Genomic DNA, 14,881 nt, shown 5'->3' with positions numbered 1-14,881 from the left:
CAACTGGCCCTGCTATCCCTTCTGGCCGTATCCCGGCCGACCCCTCGGTAGAGGTGTTCCTCGTTGAAGTGACGGTAGTCCTCGTCGGCGATGGGCTGAACGGCCGCAGGGGTACAGCGCCGAAAATTCGACTTCGCACGTCTTGATGTAAGCGCCAGGGAGGTGTCCACCCGGGTGGCCAGCAAGGCGGGCTCAGCTGCGGAATGCCTTCTCCAGTTCTTGGACGTGGTGTGTGACGTCGTAGCAGATGTCGCTGAATCTCTTTGGGGAAAGATCTGCTTCCTGATGGTTATGCATGTAGGAAAGAACTTTGCGATCCTTGATGTCTTCAATGCACCAAAACCCTGTCTTCACCTTGGCGTTCTTCCGGAGAGTGTCCGCGAGAAGCATCTTCGGGAAGCCGTCAAGATCAGATGACGCGAAGACGGTGAGGCAGGAAAACTCCCACAAGCCGTCGTACGGAACTATCATGACCGTCTGAACGTAGTCACCGAACCGATACTTGGCGCTCGCTCCAACAGAGGTCACATTTGCCAGATTGACGTGACTGAGCCGCGCCAACTGTTGTACCTGGCTCTCGAAAGACATGCCGATACCCCTTGACGTAGAGCACTTGGCATTCGGCCGAGCCTGCTTGTCCGACCTAACCGCTAATTGGTGACTGCCCGGGGCAACGGTCACCCACGGTAGCCATGCTCACTATTAGTGGCGGACTCTCACTCCGAGTCGTCAATATGTCCAGTTCACGCCGTTATGATCCGCTTGTCAAGCGTGCTTGGCCTGGAAGTTCTATAGACGACCGGCTCGACCGCTTCGGAGTCACTGATGATCGGGGTTTCGGCAGCGGACTTTGAGGCCGCCTCCGAACTCGGCGTGTCCTTCCTCGGACACGCGCGCGACGAGTCGAAGCGCTTACAGCTTCACGGCGCGGGGGCGGAGGACAGGGCGATCGTGGCATCCATTTCGGAGTTGCTCCCGGTGCTGGACACCCTCGAGCTAGCGCAGCCGCATTGCTGCCTATACATAGCCCAGTACGGCGTCTACCGTGCTCTCCATCGCTCAACGCGGGGTCCTCGCACGAAGCGAGAGGTGTTCCAGCAGGTCAACGAGTTCGTCTCTTCTTCTGAGCCAGCTCCGGACAGGCGAGGCCGCATCGGCAGTCTGGGATGGCCAGCGGATCTGTACCCCCGTCGGATGGCGTGGCCGCCGGGCCGGAGTGTGAGCTGAACCGGGGGTTCCGCGGTCAGTTGCTGAGGGCTTGTCCGTGTGCGTCGATGGCTGTGGGTAGTACGCGCAGGCGTTCGTTGAGGTCTGCCACTGAGTGGACGGTCCGGTCGGCGAGAAGTGTGTCGAGGCGGATCAGTCGCGCGCGGGCGGTGGAGCGGAGCCGTTGGGGCGGGATTCGCTCGAGGACGTCGATGGCTCGCTGTGCGGCGTCGTCGGGGCGAGCGGTGGCTTCGGCCTGGGCGAGGACGAGGGTGGCGGCGCCCCAGCCGGGTGTCCCGGCCGGGCATGCGTCGGCGGAGGCCTGGGCCCGGTGGCGGGCCTGTTCGGTGCGGCCGAGGGCGAGATGGGCCTCGGCCTGGTGGAGCGCGAGCTCGGGCTCGTCGAATCCGAACCGGCCCGGCGCTGATCCCTCCCGGTCCGATTCCAGCTCGGTGAGCGCGACGGTGAGGGCCTGGTCGGCGTCGTCGCCGCGGCCCTGCCGGGCGAGGGCGGGCAGCAGCGCCCACGCGTGGAGCTGTGCGCGCACCAGACCGGCCGGGGCGGCCGCGATCCCGCGCTCGGCGTGCGCGACAGCCGCCTCGTGACGTCCGATGGTGCGGGCGATCATGCTCTGCGCGCCCCACGCCCATGCGACCAGCCGCGGGTCGCCTACGCGTTCGCCGTATGCGGCCGCAGTGCCGAGATGCGTCCGTGCGCCGGAGGTGTCGTCCAGGTGGAAGGCGAGGTTGCCGAGCAGTGCGGAGAGCCAGCCAACCTGACGCTGCAGTTCGGTGGCCGGCTCACTGCTGCCGTTGGTGGTCATCGGGGTGAGCAGTTGGCGCACGTCGCGGACTTCGTTGAACAGCACCTGCGGTGGGTGCTTGGAGTAGTTCAGGGCGTAGTGCTCGACGGCGGCCTCGGCCATCTCGGCGGCCAGCACACTTCCGTCCGGATGGGCGAGCAGGGCGAGGTGGAGGGATTCTCGGACGGCTGGGAGGCCGGCTGCTGTGGTCATCGGCTGCATCCCTTCCCGCGGGCCTGGCCCGTATGCGGCGTGATCGGGCTGACCGTATCGGATCGTCCGGTATCCCCATGGCGGCTCCACGGTGCGGTGCAGGCCCAGTTGTTCGGGGCGGGCGGCGTAGATGCGGCAGAGCATCACCGTGTACTCCGGGCCGGGCCACTCGTCCGGATCGTGTTCCCACCGGCACAGCATCGACTCGGACAGGCCGGGCGGTAAGAGCCCGTCGGCGAGGTAGAGGCCGGCGATCTGGGCGACGGTGGCCGCTCTGGACCAGCCCAGCGCGAAGCGCCACGCCTCCAGCGCGGAGACCTCGGGCAGCACGGTGCGGATGGCTTTCACGGTCTGCTCGAGGGTGTGCTGCTGGCGCTGGCAGCGCATGCGGATCTGGGCGGCTTCGCGTTGGATGGCGGCGCGGCGCGAGCGGGTGACTGTGGCCATGGGCGCACCCCCGTGCGGACGGCGAATCAGCCTGTTCACGGTAGCCGAGCACCCCGGCCACGGGCAGGGCGCCGCGATTGCGGACGACGCGCAATGTCCGCTCCGCTGGGTGGCAATGACGGGACGTCACCTTCGCCGCGACGCTGAGCAGGCGGCCACGAATCCCGGGGCCGCCTGACTCACCGAGGAGGCACCTGATGCCGACGACCACCTCCAGCAGCACCCCCGGCACCGGCGGCGGCCTGGTCCGCGCCCGCCGGGCCATCGCCGCAGCCCGTACCCGCGGCGCCACCCCGTCCGACGGCGGCGGCACCGGCCGCTCGGACGGCAACGACTAGCACGGGACCGGTGAACCTGCGATGACCAGCCTGCTCATCGCGGAGCGTCTGGGCCAGGAGACCTTCCTGGCCCAGACGTACGGCCGCGACTTCCTCCACGTGCCCGGTGCGCTCGACAACCCGGGCTCTCTCGCCTGCTTCGACACCCTCAACGATCTGCTGGCCAGCCACCGTCTCGAGCCCCCTCGGCTGCGCCTGTCCGCCGCCGGCGAGGCCCTGCCCCAGCACCGCTATGCCGTACCGGTCACCACCCGTCGCGCCATCGTGTGGCACCGCATCCACCCCGCCGAGCTTCACCAGCGTCTGGCCGAAGGCGCCTCCCTCGTCATCGATGCGATCGACGAACTCCACGAGCCGATCGGCGACCTGGCCGCCGGAATCGAGGGCTGGCTGCGCTCACGCGTCCAGATCAACGCGTACGCCTCCTGGACCGCTACGGAAGGCTTCGGAACGCACTGGGACGACCACGACGTCATCGTGGTCCAGATCGAAGGATCCAAGCGCTGGCAGCTCTTCGGGCCCACCCGGCGCCTGCCGATGTACCGCGACGTCGCCACGCCGCAACCGCCACCGGTGCAGCCGGTCGCCGAACTCGTCCTGCAGCCCGGTGATGTGCTCTACCTGCCGCGCGGCTGGTGGCACGCCGTCACCGCTGACCAGGGCACCCACTCCCTGCACCTCACCTGCGGGATCACCCCGCACACCGGCGCCGACCTGATCGGCTGGCTGTCGCAGACGCTGCGCTCCAGCGAACTGGTCCGCGCCGACCTGCCCTTGCACGCCAGTCTCGAGCAGCAAGCAGAGTTCCTGGCCGACCTGGGCAAGGAACTCCACGCCGCCCTTGACGAACCGGCCCTGCTGCAGCGGTATACCACGGCCTGCGACGCCGAGGACGTCGGCCGGATGCGCCCCTCCCTGCCCTACCTGCAGCAGCTCCCCGCCGACCCGCACCTGAGGGTGCGGCTCACCACCGGCCGCGCCCGCCTGACCGAAGTCAGAGTGGACGGTGAGGACCTCGTCCGCTTCACGGCCGCCGGCAGCGAGATGGACCTCGCCCCAGGGACTGGCCCGCTGCTGCGCCGCCTCATGACCGGCGGCTGGCATCCGCTCGGCGGGCTCGCCAACGCCGCCGGCCTGACCGTGCCGGACGTCGCCACCGTGGTCGGCGAACTCGTCACCGCCCAAGCCGCAGCCGTACGAACAGGCGCCCGGTGAACGCCACCTTGGGGCTGGGCACCTACCGGATCGCGGGGGAGGAGCTCGCCGACGCCGCCCGCCGCGCAGCATCCTCCCCGGCGGCCTGGATCGACACCGCCCCCAACTACAACCGTGGCCGCGCCCACCGCCTCCTCGCCCCCGTCCTCGCCAACGACCCCGGTCTGCGGGTGGCGACGAAGACCGGATTCCTCACCCCGGCGACCGCCCGGGCCGCGCTCGCGGCCGGCGTGGTCGACCAGACCGACGCCGCAGCCGGGCACAGCCTCGCCGGGCCGTATGCGCGATGGCAGCTCGAACGCAACCGGGCTGAACTCGGCCGACACCGCCTCGACACGGTATTCCTCCACAACCCCGAACGCACCACCCGACCCGACCGCCTCCACGACCAACTGCGCGCCGCATTCGCGGTCCTCGAGGAAGCGGCCGCGGCCGGCCACCTCACCACTTACGGCATCGCGAGCTGGTCCGGCTTCACCGAGCACCGCATCACCGTGCCCGACCTGGACCGGCTCGCCGCCGAGGCGGCCGGCACCCGCGAACACCACCTGCGCGCGCTGCAACTGCCCGTCAGCCTCGTCATGGCCGACGCCTTCGACCAGGCCCTGGCGGGCCGCGGCCCGATCGCCGACGCGGCCGCCCTCGGCTGGCAGGTCCACGCCTCCGCCCCCCTGCACGGCGGCGAACTGCCCACCCTGGCCACCCGCGAGCTCACCGGCCTGCTCCGCCCCGGCGCGAGCATCCCGGCCGCCTGCCTGGCTGCGGCCGCCTCCTGCCCAGGTGTCTCGATGCTGCTCCTGTCCACCGGGAATCCGCGACACTGGGACGAGGCCCTCGCCGCGCTCGACGACGGTCCCATTCCCGCCGAGAGCATGCGGAAGGTGCTCGATGTACTCGCCGCCCCCCAATGACGTCGATGCCCGGCGCATGACGGCCGCGCACGCCGCGGCCGCCGCCGCACTGGGCGCCATCGCCACAGGCGATCCGGTGTGGGGCTGGCACGGCCGCACCCTCGGCCTGCGCGCAGACCACCCAGTCCACGGCGCGTGCTGGCTGCGCCTGCTCTCCGCCCCAGCAGCGAAGGCAGGCGGCAAGCTGTGGGACGGCACGGAACTTGCTGGCCGCCTCTTCACCGGTGTCCACAAGCCCTCCCTGCATGCCCTGCACGACGCCACCGCCGACGGACACGCCTACCGGGCCGAGCTCACCGAGTTCATCGAGAGCCCGGTGCTATCCCCGGAACCGGTCCTGCGCGGCGAACTCGAGCTGACCGACACCTGGTTCAAGTCCATCCGCACCGACCTGGACACCATCGCTACCGTCGCCACCGACCGCGTCGGCGTCCGTCAGCAGTGGATCGACCGCGCCGTGCCGACGCATACGGGAGTACCCGCACCGCGCATCACCGAATGGACCTGCTCACACGGCGACTTCCACACCAGCAACATCACCACCTCCGGGGTCATCCTCGACTGGGAAGGCTTCGGCCTCGCCCCCCGCGGCTGGGATCAAGCGTTGATGTACGCCTACTCACTGCTCGCGCCAGCCACCGCCGCCCGCATCCGCGCCGAATTCGCGCACATCCTGGGCACCGAGGCCGGGCGCACAGCGCAGCTGGTCGTCGCCGCCGATCTACTGCAGTCCGCCTCCCGCGGAGACCATCCCAAACTCATCGCACCCTTGCGCGCCGTCGTAGCCTCGCTGACCGGGCAGTAGCTGCCGCCGTCGCGGTTGGTCCCCAGTCGAGGACGTGGATGCCGGCGGTTTTGATGAGTTCGGTGTCGAGGTGAAGGAGTTGGATGGGGGAGTGGTCGTGGCGGCGTAGCCATTGGTGCCGGCGGGCGTGTTCCGCATTGTCCAGGTCGCGGGCTTGGTCGTAGTGGATTCCCGGCGGCCCGCTGGGGTTCTCGTGGGCCCAGGCTCGCACGAGGTCGGTTTCGTCGGGTGCTGTGTGCAGTGTGATGAGGGCCCATGCGGTGTCGTAGGGCAGGGTCGGCCCGTGCTGAGCCATGAGCCGGCGGGTGCGTAGTTGCCGCAGGGGTGCCAGTAGCCATCGTGTGGTGTGCGGGTTCATGCTGGTGGGCTCCCGGGGGCGTTGTCGGCCTGCCAGTGGGTGGCCGTGCTCTTCAGGCCGTGGTGGCCGAGGGTGTGCAGGACTTGGGTAAGGGCTTGGAGGAAGACCTCACGCTGCTGGGGTGTGTGCAGGGTGGTGAGGAGTCGGTCGGTGAAGCGGCGGATGTCGCTGCGGATGCCGTCGTCCGTGGTCTCGTGTGGAAGAGGCAGGCCATTGAGTGCCTCCTTCAGTGGCGTGAGGTCCTGGTGGCGGTCGGGGTACTGGGCGATCCACCACACCCGGCGTAGGTCTGGATCGGCCAGCACGCGCTGCAGGTGCGCCAGGCGGCGCATCTCGTCTTCGTGTTCGAGATCGGCGGCCTGCTGTCGGCGCGCGTGTTCCTCGGCGAGAGCGTGGCCCGGGGCCGAGACGGTGAGCTGTACCGACCCGGTGATCTCCAGCCCGGCAGTGGCAGGCAGCCACCGCGCCAGGGCGGTGTTAGCGGCGTCCCGTGCTGCGGCGGGATCGAGGACCGAGTGCCGACGCAGGACGGGGGCGAGGTGCTGACGCAGTTGATGACCGGCGAGCGCACCCGGATCGTGGTGGTCCAGTGCCTGCTCGGGTGTCGGGCGCCATGCACCGTCGATACGGACGGTGAAGAACACGCTGGCGATGTGGCTGGGCATTCGCTCGCCGCTCACGACGAGCGGATGCGCTCCCTCGCTGCCTGCCCAGGGAGGCACGGACAAGGCTCTGCGGCGCCGAGGCAGGAGACTCACGCTGTCGTCGGGAGACCATCGCCGCCTGGCTCGGTGACCGGGGCGACGACGGTGAGGGAAGCCGACTGTTCAGAGAACAGCTGGTCCAGCAGTGTTCTGCGCCGAGTGCGCCCCAGATCGGTGCCGTGACTCACCAGGAGCGCGGCGGGCCCCTCCCGGCCGATGCTTCCACGCAGTACTGCCGCTGCCAGCGGAAGGACCTGGTTGTCCGACAGCTCGGGAGAGTCCAGCCAGGCCGCGAGATGGGCATAGGCCCTCTCGCCCGTAGCCGGCTCGAGCAGCGCCGCGCGCCAGCCGCGGACGAAGAATTGCGCAATCGCTGCTTCGTCGGAGGCGCTGGCTGTCTCCTGCGCCGTGGCCGGTGAACCAAGGGTGCCGTTCGGGTCCTCTGCGAGCGCGAGGAAGGTGCTCGCTCCGGCCCTGCCCACTGTCTCATCAGCAGACTCGGACCAGTCGACGATCTCCGACAGCACCAGCATGCGCTGCTCGGGGATGCTTGCCAGAGCACGCACTGATTTGGCCACCGCTTCGCGGGCTCGGCCGTCTTCCCGTGACGCCAGCAGGCGCAGCCTGGTCAGTGCGACACGCGGATACATCTGGCCCAGCTTGCCGGCACAGATCTCGGCAACCGCCGTGGCCAGCGCTTCGCTGGTGTTCTTCTGATGGGCCCAGTCATACAGTTGCTTACGGACCCCGGCGCCCGTGACCGGGGCGAGCGCCATGGCTTCCAGGACGTCAACGGCCAGCTCCCGATGCGCTGACCGGCCGGTGTCGATCCACGTGCTCACCACGGCCAGCACAGTGGCGCCACCGGGCAGCAGGGACAGCTGGGCGAGGACTTCGGCGATGCGACGCAGATGACGCACGGCAATCCCCTGCGGCGCGCTGATGCGCGAGGCCCACTCCAGCAGCGCCCGTCGCAGCGCAGGGCGCTGCTGCCACACGTAGCTCAGAACGGCTTGTGCCAGTCCGTGCCGTTCGGCGTCCAACGAGATGCTCTCGCCTCCCAGACGTGAAGCTTGGATGGAGCAAAGCCGCATGTCCAGATCCCGGCCGGCCAGCGCGCCACCCGGCGGCAGGACACCTCCGACTTCCGTGAAGAGCTGGTCCGCCGCCTCCAGCACGACCTCAGCCGGCACTCCTTCCAGCAGCGCCGCGGCGATCAGAAGGGCTCGCTCACGCAGGTCCTTGGGCTCTGAGTGCTTCTCGAACCAGAGACGCAGGTGCTCCCGCCAGTTGGTGAACTCCTGCTTGACCGCGTCCCTGTCGTCACCTTCAGCCTGGGCGACAAGCCGCGCGAGCCGGGCCGCGTCGGATGCCTGGGTTGCCTTCGCGAGCAGTGCGTCGAGGGGAGCACCGGTCAGCCAGTCCAACCTGCCGTCCGACAGATACCGCAGATGGGATTCGGCGATTTCTCTCGCCGGCGGACGGGCCAAGCGCACTGTGGGCACGGTGGTGAACGGCCCCGGATCCCAGGAGTTCGGAGCCGCCAGGATGACCAGAAACGCTTCGGCCGCTTCGGCTTCTTTCTGGTAGTCGGCGAGCCCGGTGTAGAAGTCCTCGGGCAGTGCGGAATAGCCCGTCAGGTCAAGGACGAAGCCGTGTCCTTTCGTGTGCGGGATCTGTTCGGTGCGCGGTTGTTCCCAGTCCAGGACGAGCCAGCGGATCCGCTCCCTGGACACCCCCGCATCGCGGAGTACACGCAGCGCGGCTGTGCGCCGTCCTGCGCCCGTCTCTCCGAGGAGGACCAGCGCATGGCCTGGACCGTCTGCGTGCTTCAGTTTGCTGACGGCATGTACCACCTGTCCGGGCCCGTTGGGGCCGGGAACATCGACGAACGCGTCTTCCACGAGGTCCATCTCGCGGTCGTCCATACCGAGCCCGCGCAGGTACTCCCGGCCGCGCACGTACTGGTGAACGTGCTCCACGTAGTCGCGGCCCACCTGCGTCACGCGCGCATTGCCTGAAGCATCCGCCTGCTGGATCGGCACCGTCACGACGCCCTCAGTGCTCGTCATGACTGCTCCGGGCCAGTGATGTAGTTTCCGCCGACCTGCACGATCCGTGCCTTGCCGCTCGCCTTGCCCTTCTGCCTGACGTCGGCTTGGCGCCCTTCGCCCTGCCGCTTCGCGGCGTTCTCTTGGCTGGGGCTCTGGGGCTGCGGGACCGGCTGATCGTCCGTCTCGGTGAGGTAGGGCTCGAGGACCACCGGAGCCAAGCCGGGAACGAGGAGTCGGCAGACTTCCTCGAAGCCCTCCTTGCCCTCCACCCTGGCCGTGGTCGTCAGAAGCTGGCGCGGATGGAGGCTCGGGGTGCGGCCTGCGTGGACCGTTCGCCGGTAGACGGTTTCCGAGAGGGCCGCGGCCAGGAAGGAGCCGTTGTCCACCGCGGCGGCCATGGCCTGGCGCACGACGGTGCTGTCGGCGAGCCGGCAGGCCTCGTTGATGGCGTCACCGCGGTGCCCGGGCGTCAGCGGTCCGACGTGGATGCCGGCCCGAAGCCGGATGGCCGGGCTGCTGGCCAGACGCTGCCTGTCGTAGCGCTGGAGGGCGGCGTTGAGGTTGGTGAGCAGGGGGTCGACGAGGCGTGCCAGATGCTCGGCGGGCAGGACGAAGATGGCACCGTCGCCTGTGTCTTTGTATCCCCCGCCGAGTGAGCGAGGGTCGGGCAGCCGGCTTTCGGTGAACTCGGTCGACAGGATGTCGTCCAGGTCCGAACGCACGACGGCCATCTTCGCTTCGGGGATCTGGCTGTAGCGCATCATGTCGACGACCAGGAGAGCACGGTCGGGAGGAACGTCGAAGCCGTCTTGAGGATTGGCCGCTTCCATGAGGAAGTCACCTTTCGTTCAGCAGGAGTTGCCGTGGGCGACCCATGCTGACCGGGGCGTCTTCGTGGTGGTGCCCAGCACTGGGCACCACCACGGTGTGCTGCGTCACCTGTGCCCGTCGGCCTGTGCGTGTTCCTGAATGGAATCCATGTCGTGGACGAGGAGGCCTCCACCTGCCTCCGTGTCGACCCAGCCCCGTTCCCGCCACGGCTTGATGGCGCAGCCCACCGCGTTGCGGGAGGCTCCAATGAGCTGGGACAGCTCTTCCTGGGTTAGCCGCACTGCATACGGCAAACCAGTGGCGGACGCTGCACGAACCAGCCGGCCCAGCGCGGCGGCAAGCCGCACAGGCACAGCGGCGGTCGCCAGTTCGAGCCGGACCGCCTCCGACTCGCGGACGCGTGCGATGGCATGACGCAGCAGCGGAGCCAAGAGCCGGTACTCGTCGACGAACGCGAGGAACTCGGGAGCCGGGATGAGGTGCACGCGGCACGGCTCGGCGGCGATGACGGACGCCGTGCGGGGTTTCGCGTCCAGGACGGCGAGCTCGCCCAATAACTCACCGGCCCCTCGCACGGCCAGCAGGGTCCGCTGCCCCTGGGAGCCAGCCAGGGCCACCAGAGCCGAACCGGACGTCAGCAGGATCACTTGCGTGCCCGGGTCTCCTTGGCGCAGCAGCATGCTCCTGGCCGGACGCAGGCGTTCAGGGGCCATTTCACGGAGCTTCGACCACAACTGGTCCCCGATGAGGCGTGCATGAGGCTGATACATATCCCCCCCGGTATGTGGCGGCCGTCACAGATGCGATGCTCTCAAGTAGTCACATAGGGGATCAACAATCCAATTCCGGCCACGAGGATGGCTGTGACGATCAGATCCACAGACACCTTGATCGCCCGGTACTTCCTGCGGGCGAGACCGGCCCGCAGCGACAGACGGTCCACCTCAACCCGCACGCGATCCCCGCTGCTCATGGCCTGAAATGCCGCCACGACATCCTCCGCTGCCGACCCGGCGCACACGCCTTCCAGCCCCGTCAAGGCACTGCCAGGCGGCAGCACAGGACGAATGGAGAGCAAAGCGGCTAACAGCGCCGCGCCGAGGAGAACGCAGGCGCACCCCAGGACGGCTTTTGCCAGATGCACGCCATTTGCCGGTGCAACCAGCGCGGCACCGACGAGGGCCAGCAGGCCTCCCGCTACCGCGCACAGCGCCGCCGCCTTTCCGTCCGCCCGCTGCACCTCGACGAACATCTCGCCGCTCCTGCTGGCGAGCTTGCCTTGCACCGTGACGTCCGTGGCCACGGCATCGCCAGGCGTCGCTTCAGACAAGGAAATCCCCTCCATCCACCGAGAGTTGTTCCAACGTGCGTCCACCGTGGGAGAAAGGCGCCCTCGGGGAAGCCCTCCACCGGGCATGACGGCTGTTCGGCGCATCACACAGCGGCACTGTTTGAAACGCGAGAGGTTCGGGCGGCGCCGTTCGTTGCGGTGGCGTGGCGCCCCTGAGCACATCCCCAGGGCAGATGGCGCAGGCGCGGTGGCTTGGTGCCGCTGTGCGAGGGACGTTGTGCCGGGGCTGCGGGCGAGGGGTGCCAGGGCTGGCCCGCCGCTGCGTGACCTCACCGGGACGTGGATCGTTCCCTGAGTGGTGCCGCCCTTGAGTCCGCTGTGACGGTGCCCGGCCGAGTGCCGCGTCAGCCCCCGACTGATGCGGACGGGTAGGCCCTAGGCGCACTGCGTCGTTCACAGCGCCCACCGTGTGGCCAGGCCACCGACGAGCGCCGGATCGTGGGGCCGGCCGGAGAGCGCAACTGTCATGACCTCATACCCGCGCAAGCGTCCTGTGCGATGCACCGAGACCCCTCGGGGCCCCGAGCAGTCGGAAGGCCTTCAGCAGATCCGTGACGCCCTGCCGCCTGCACCAGCGGCGCGTACCGTCGCGCCCGCCCCGCGCCCGGCGGCGGGTGATGAGGTGCCGGACGAACTGCTCGCGCTGGTCACCTACCACTGCCGACACATCAACGCCTACCTTGCCCGCGCCCAGAGTCTGGGCACCTTGCACCAGGCTTGCAAGAACGAATGGCAGCGCCTGGTCCTGTACGCCCTGACCGACGCCCTTGCCCACAACCATCTCCTGGTTGGGACGATCACTGCTTACCTCCAGCGCCAGGACCTCGACCCTGCCCTCCTTCGCCGCTACGTGCAGTCCCCTGACCCCGACCGGTACATCACCCGTCAGGCTGTCGATCACCTCGACGGCCTCACCGACGCCACACGGGAGCAACCTGTCGAGCCAACGTGGACCCACGTCGGTCGGTCCATCGCCCGAGGCGCCAACTGACAAGAGCTATGGCAGAAGGGATGGCGGGCGGCAGCGCGCGTGCCTTCCCCGCACCGTGTGTCAGTGGGGTTCGGGGTAGCCGTGGAGGGGAACGGCGTCGGGATGAGGGGCAGGCCGTCGTCGAGGGAGTCGTCGAGGAAGAGGCGGTAGTGCTCGCCGTCGCAGGGCTCCAGGGCTCCAGGGCTTCAGCCTTCTCGCGCGATGCGTCCTGCATGACAGCCGCGACGCCCGCCGCCGCGCAAGCCGCGTCCGGCGAGCGCCAGACGGCCCGTCCGGACCGACCCATCTTCGGCTACCGCTTCGCATCCGCCTAACCGACATTTCCAAATCCAAGGCTAAGGAACTGGAAATATCCAAGGATAAATTTGCTAGTTTTGGGGGCTGGAGGTGGCGGATGCCGAATCAGCCGAGTCAGGATGAGCTGCTTGCGGCGGTGGATGAACTGCTGGCGGGGGAGCCGGAGTTGCCGCCGTCGGCGGAACGGGCACGGCTCCGTGACGCAGCCGGGGTGACGCAGGCCCGGCTGGCTCAGGTGCTGCGGACGACGACGCAGACGGTGAAGAATTGGGAGAGCGGCCGGTCCGAGCCCCGGCCGCCGCGCCGTCAGGCGTATCTGCGGCTGCTGGAGGGCTGGGCGGAGAAATACCCGGCCGAACCCGCGACCGAGCCGGCTCCGGAAGCGTTCACCGGGCCGACGCCCGCACCGGAAACACACCAGGTGCCCACCGATGCCCCCGGCACTCCTGCGGCTGTGTCCGAGGGCTCCCCGCGCCCGCAGTCCCCTGTGCCCGCAGCCCCCCGTCCGGCCGCCCCCGCTAGGGCGACGTCGATGTCGCGGCGCCCGGCCACGCCGAAGGCGGCCGCACCCGCGGCCGACCCCCGGTTCCCGAACGGCCCATTGGCGGTCCTGGACGGCGACGGCACCGCCTACTGCCTGGGCGGGGTACTGCTGGAGTGCCCGGCCGCCACCATCCCGCAGCTGGTGGACTGGGTGTTGAAGGAGTCCGGTATCGGGCAGCCGAAGCTGCACCGGCACGGCAAGGACTCCGACCCGCTGATGGTGCTGACCGCGGCCGCGGCCGAGCGGTTCGGGCTGCCGGAGCAGCTTCAGGACCGCCGGGGCCTGCGACTGGCGGAGGACCATCCAGTCATCAAGCAACTCGCGAAGGCGAAGTGGAAGCTGACGCAGCGCGGTTTCGGCCCGTGGCCGCGGATCTACCGGCCGGCGCAGGGCGGCCAGCGGCAGTGCGTGCAGCTGGCGATCCTGCCCTGGGACGCTCTGGACGCCCGGGCATGGGGCGGTGCTGCTCAGCTGCACCCGGCCGATCTGGCCCGCGTTCTCGGCGTGTTCGCGTCCCGGGTGCTCACCCCGCGCGGTTCTACCGCGGTGACGGGCCTGGAGCTGATGACCGCGGTGCGGCCGCCGACCCGGCCGGTCAAGGATGAGGCGACCGGCGAGTGGGTCTCCGGCCCGAACCCGGGCGCCCTCACCCGTCCGGTGGACCCGGCGCCGCCGGAGGCCCCCCAGGAACATCCGGTCGCGCAGGGATGGGCACGCGGCTTCCTCGATGAGGAGGCCTACCAGTGGGTGCGCGACCCTGAGTTGCTGTCGGATGAAGAGTGCCTGCTGCCTCACGCGGTCGGCATCGACATCAACACCGCCTTCCTTGCCGCCGCCGCTCGGCTCACAGTCGGGCTGTCGGAGCCGGTGCACGTCACCGGGCCCGTGTTCGACAAGAAGGTCCCCGGCACGTGGCTGGTGGACCTCTCCCACATCGACCTGGACCCACGCCTGCCCAACCCCTTCACCCCGACCGGGCAGCGCCCGGAGGGCCCGGGCTGGTACACAACCCCGACCCTGGCCTACGCGGAGGAACTCGGCTTCGAGGTCCGCCCGATCGAGGCGTACCTGCGGCGGGAGACGGGCGCGTACCTGGACCCGTGGCACGACCGCCTCAAGGACGCCTACCTCACCACCAATGCGGACATGGGCATCCCCATCGACAAGGACGCCGACCCGGTGGCTTTCCTGGACGCCCTGGCGCTGCACAAGACGTACGCGGTCACCGACGAAACCGACCTGGACACGCTGCGCGCGGCGCTGCGGGAGATGCCGGCCTACCGCGCCGACGCAACCCGCCTGGCCGAGGCGGGCGATGAGGAGCTGGCGGCTGCGGTGCGCCGGCATCGGCAGGGCGCGATGGTGCTGTCGGCGGTCAAGTCGACGGTCAAGGGCGGTATCGGCAAGCTCCGCGAACGCCCCCAAGGGCGGCACTACAAGGACGGGGAGCGGTGGCCCGCTCTCGAGCGACCGACCTGGAACCCGTACATCCGTGCGGCAGTCATCGCCAAGGCCCGGGTGAATATGCACCGCAAGATGGCCAAACTCGCCGCCCTCACCGGCCTGCACCCCCTCGCGGTGCTCTCAGACTGCGTCGTCTACGCCAGCCGCGGCCCCTCCCCGCTTCACTTCCTGCCGTCCAACGGCGACGGCACCCCCGTCTACGGCACCTTCCGCCTGGGCGCGAATCCCGGCTTCTGCAAGCTGGAGGGCGTCCAGGAGATGGCCTGGGCGGTCGACCTGATGGAGCAGGGCTACAACCCCGCCCGCCACATCAAGGGCGGCGACGCCGTTCTTGACGAAGGGGAATAGGC

The 14,881-nt window shown here is 69.3% G+C and carries 13 protein-coding genes; 6 read left to right on the top strand and 7 right to left on the bottom strand.

From position 1 onward, the window contains the following. Positions 1-192: 192 nt before the first annotated feature. Positions 193-588: a hypothetical protein gene (locus tag OG741_RS00215; RefSeq protein ID WP_405593845.1), complete on the bottom strand. Its 396-nt coding sequence runs from the start codon at positions 586-588 to the stop codon at positions 193-195. A 655-nt stretch (positions 589-1,243) separates the two neighbouring features. Beyond that, the gene (locus OG741_RS00210) at positions 1,244-2,668 is read right to left on the bottom strand and encodes a Twin-arginine translocation pathway signal (protein WP_405593843.1); all 1,425 of its coding nucleotides are present in this window, start codon (positions 2,666-2,668) and stop codon (positions 1,244-1,246) included. Positions 2,669-2,865: 197 nt separating this feature from the next. On the opposite strand from OG741_RS00210, the gene OG741_RS00205 reads away from it, so the two are divergent. From OG741_RS00205 to OG741_RS00190, 4 genes are read left to right on the top strand one after another with little or no spacing between them, the layout of a single operon-like run. After that, a complete protein-coding gene (locus tag OG741_RS00205) occupies positions 2,866-3,006 on the top strand; it encodes a hypothetical protein (protein ID WP_405593841.1) in 141 nt (46 codons plus the stop codon). A gap of 21 nt (positions 3,007-3,027) precedes the next feature. Continuing rightward, entirely contained in the window at positions 3,028-4,221 is a 1,194-nt protein-coding gene (locus OG741_RS00200) for a cupin domain-containing protein (RefSeq protein ID WP_405593839.1), read from the top strand. Beyond that, a complete protein-coding gene (locus tag OG741_RS00195; RefSeq protein WP_405593837.1) occupies positions 4,218-5,132 on the top strand; it encodes an aldo/keto reductase in 915 nt (304 codons plus the stop codon). Before OG741_RS00200 ends, OG741_RS00195 begins: the two co-directional genes overlap by 4 nt. Beyond that, positions 5,110-5,937: a hypothetical protein gene (locus OG741_RS00190; RefSeq protein ID WP_405593835.1), complete on the top strand. Its 828-nt coding sequence runs from the start codon at positions 5,110-5,112 to the stop codon at positions 5,935-5,937. The genes OG741_RS00195 and OG741_RS00190 overlap by 23 nt, the downstream gene beginning before the upstream one ends. 354 nt (positions 5,938-6,291) lie before the next feature. On the opposite strand, the gene OG741_RS00185 is transcribed toward OG741_RS00190, so the two are convergent. From OG741_RS00185 to OG741_RS00165, 5 genes are all read right to left on the bottom strand, one after another. Continuing rightward, the gene (locus OG741_RS00185) at positions 6,292-6,975 is read right to left on the bottom strand and encodes a hypothetical protein (protein WP_405593832.1); all 684 of its coding nucleotides are present in this window, start codon (positions 6,973-6,975) and stop codon (positions 6,292-6,294) included. A 74-nt stretch (positions 6,976-7,049) separates the two neighbouring features. Continuing rightward, complete coding sequence (locus OG741_RS00180) at positions 7,050-9,071, bottom strand: hypothetical protein (protein ID WP_405593830.1); 2,022 nt, start codon at positions 9,069-9,071, stop codon at positions 7,050-7,052. Beyond that, positions 9,068-9,883, bottom strand: coding sequence for a hypothetical protein (locus OG741_RS00175; RefSeq protein ID WP_405593828.1), 816 nt, complete (start codon positions 9,881-9,883; stop codon positions 9,068-9,070). Before OG741_RS00175 ends, OG741_RS00180 begins: the two co-directional genes overlap by 4 nt. A 105-nt stretch (positions 9,884-9,988) precedes the next feature. After that, on the bottom strand, positions 9,989-10,597 hold the full coding sequence (locus OG741_RS00170; RefSeq protein ID WP_405593826.1) for a Crp/Fnr family transcriptional regulator: 609 nt from the start codon (positions 10,595-10,597) through the stop codon (positions 9,989-9,991). Between the two features lie 98 nt (positions 10,598-10,695). Beyond that, a complete protein-coding gene (locus OG741_RS00165) occupies positions 10,696-11,229 on the bottom strand; it encodes a hypothetical protein (protein WP_405593825.1) in 534 nt (177 codons plus the stop codon). A 472-nt stretch (positions 11,230-11,701) separates the two neighbouring features. On the opposite strand from OG741_RS00165, the gene OG741_RS00160 reads away from it, so the two are divergent. Both OG741_RS00160 and tap read left to right on the top strand, forming a co-directional pair. Continuing rightward, entirely contained in the window at positions 11,702-12,226 is a 525-nt protein-coding gene (locus OG741_RS00160) for a hypothetical protein (RefSeq protein WP_405593823.1), read from the top strand. A gap of 394 nt (positions 12,227-12,620) precedes the next feature. Next, positions 12,621-14,879: a telomere-associated protein Tap gene (tap, locus tag OG741_RS00155; protein WP_405593820.1), complete on the top strand. Its 2,259-nt coding sequence runs from the start codon at positions 12,621-12,623 to the stop codon at positions 14,877-14,879. The last annotated feature ends 2 nt before the right edge of the window (positions 14,880-14,881 follow it).

The organism is Streptomyces sp. NBC_01410 (assembly GCF_045040195.1).
Classification (GTDB): domain Bacteria; phylum Actinomycetota; class Actinomycetes; order Streptomycetales; family Streptomycetaceae; genus Streptomyces.
Note: the sequence above shows the minus strand (reverse complement) of the source record. Positions and strands in the feature narration are given on the sequence as shown.

Excerpts from the sequence above, each read along its gene's own strand:
- OG741_RS00190 (WP_405593835.1), top strand. The coding sequence starts at position 5,110 with ATGTACTCGCCGCCCCCCAATGACGTCGATGCCCGGCGCATGACGGCC.
- OG741_RS00180 (WP_405593830.1), bottom strand. The coding sequence starts at position 9,071 with ATGACGAGCACTGAGGGCGTCGTGACGGTGCCGATCCAGCAGGCGGAT.
- OG741_RS00215 (WP_405593845.1), bottom strand. The coding sequence starts at position 588 with ATGTCTTTCGAGAGCCAGGTACAACAGTTGGCGCGGCTCAGTCACGTC.
- tap (WP_405593820.1), top strand. The coding sequence starts at position 12,621 with ATGCCGAATCAGCCGAGTCAGGATGAGCTGCTTGCGGCGGTGGATGAA.
- OG741_RS00210 (WP_405593843.1), bottom strand. The coding sequence starts at position 2,668 with ATGGCCACAGTCACCCGCTCGCGCCGCGCCGCCATCCAACGCGAAGCC.
- OG741_RS00170 (WP_405593826.1), bottom strand. The coding sequence starts at position 10,597 with ATGGCCCCTGAACGCCTGCGTCCGGCCAGGAGCATGCTGCTGCGCCAA.
- OG741_RS00200 (WP_405593839.1), top strand. The coding sequence starts at position 3,028 with ATGACCAGCCTGCTCATCGCGGAGCGTCTGGGCCAGGAGACCTTCCTG.
- OG741_RS00165 (WP_405593825.1), bottom strand. The coding sequence starts at position 11,229 with ATGGAGGGGATTTCCTTGTCTGAAGCGACGCCTGGCGATGCCGTGGCC.
- OG741_RS00205 (WP_405593841.1), top strand. The coding sequence starts at position 2,866 with ATGCCGACGACCACCTCCAGCAGCACCCCCGGCACCGGCGGCGGCCTG.
- OG741_RS00175 (WP_405593828.1), bottom strand. The coding sequence starts at position 9,883 with ATGGAAGCGGCCAATCCTCAAGACGGCTTCGACGTTCCTCCCGACCGT.
- OG741_RS00160 (WP_405593823.1), top strand. The coding sequence starts at position 11,702 with ATGACCTCATACCCGCGCAAGCGTCCTGTGCGATGCACCGAGACCCCT.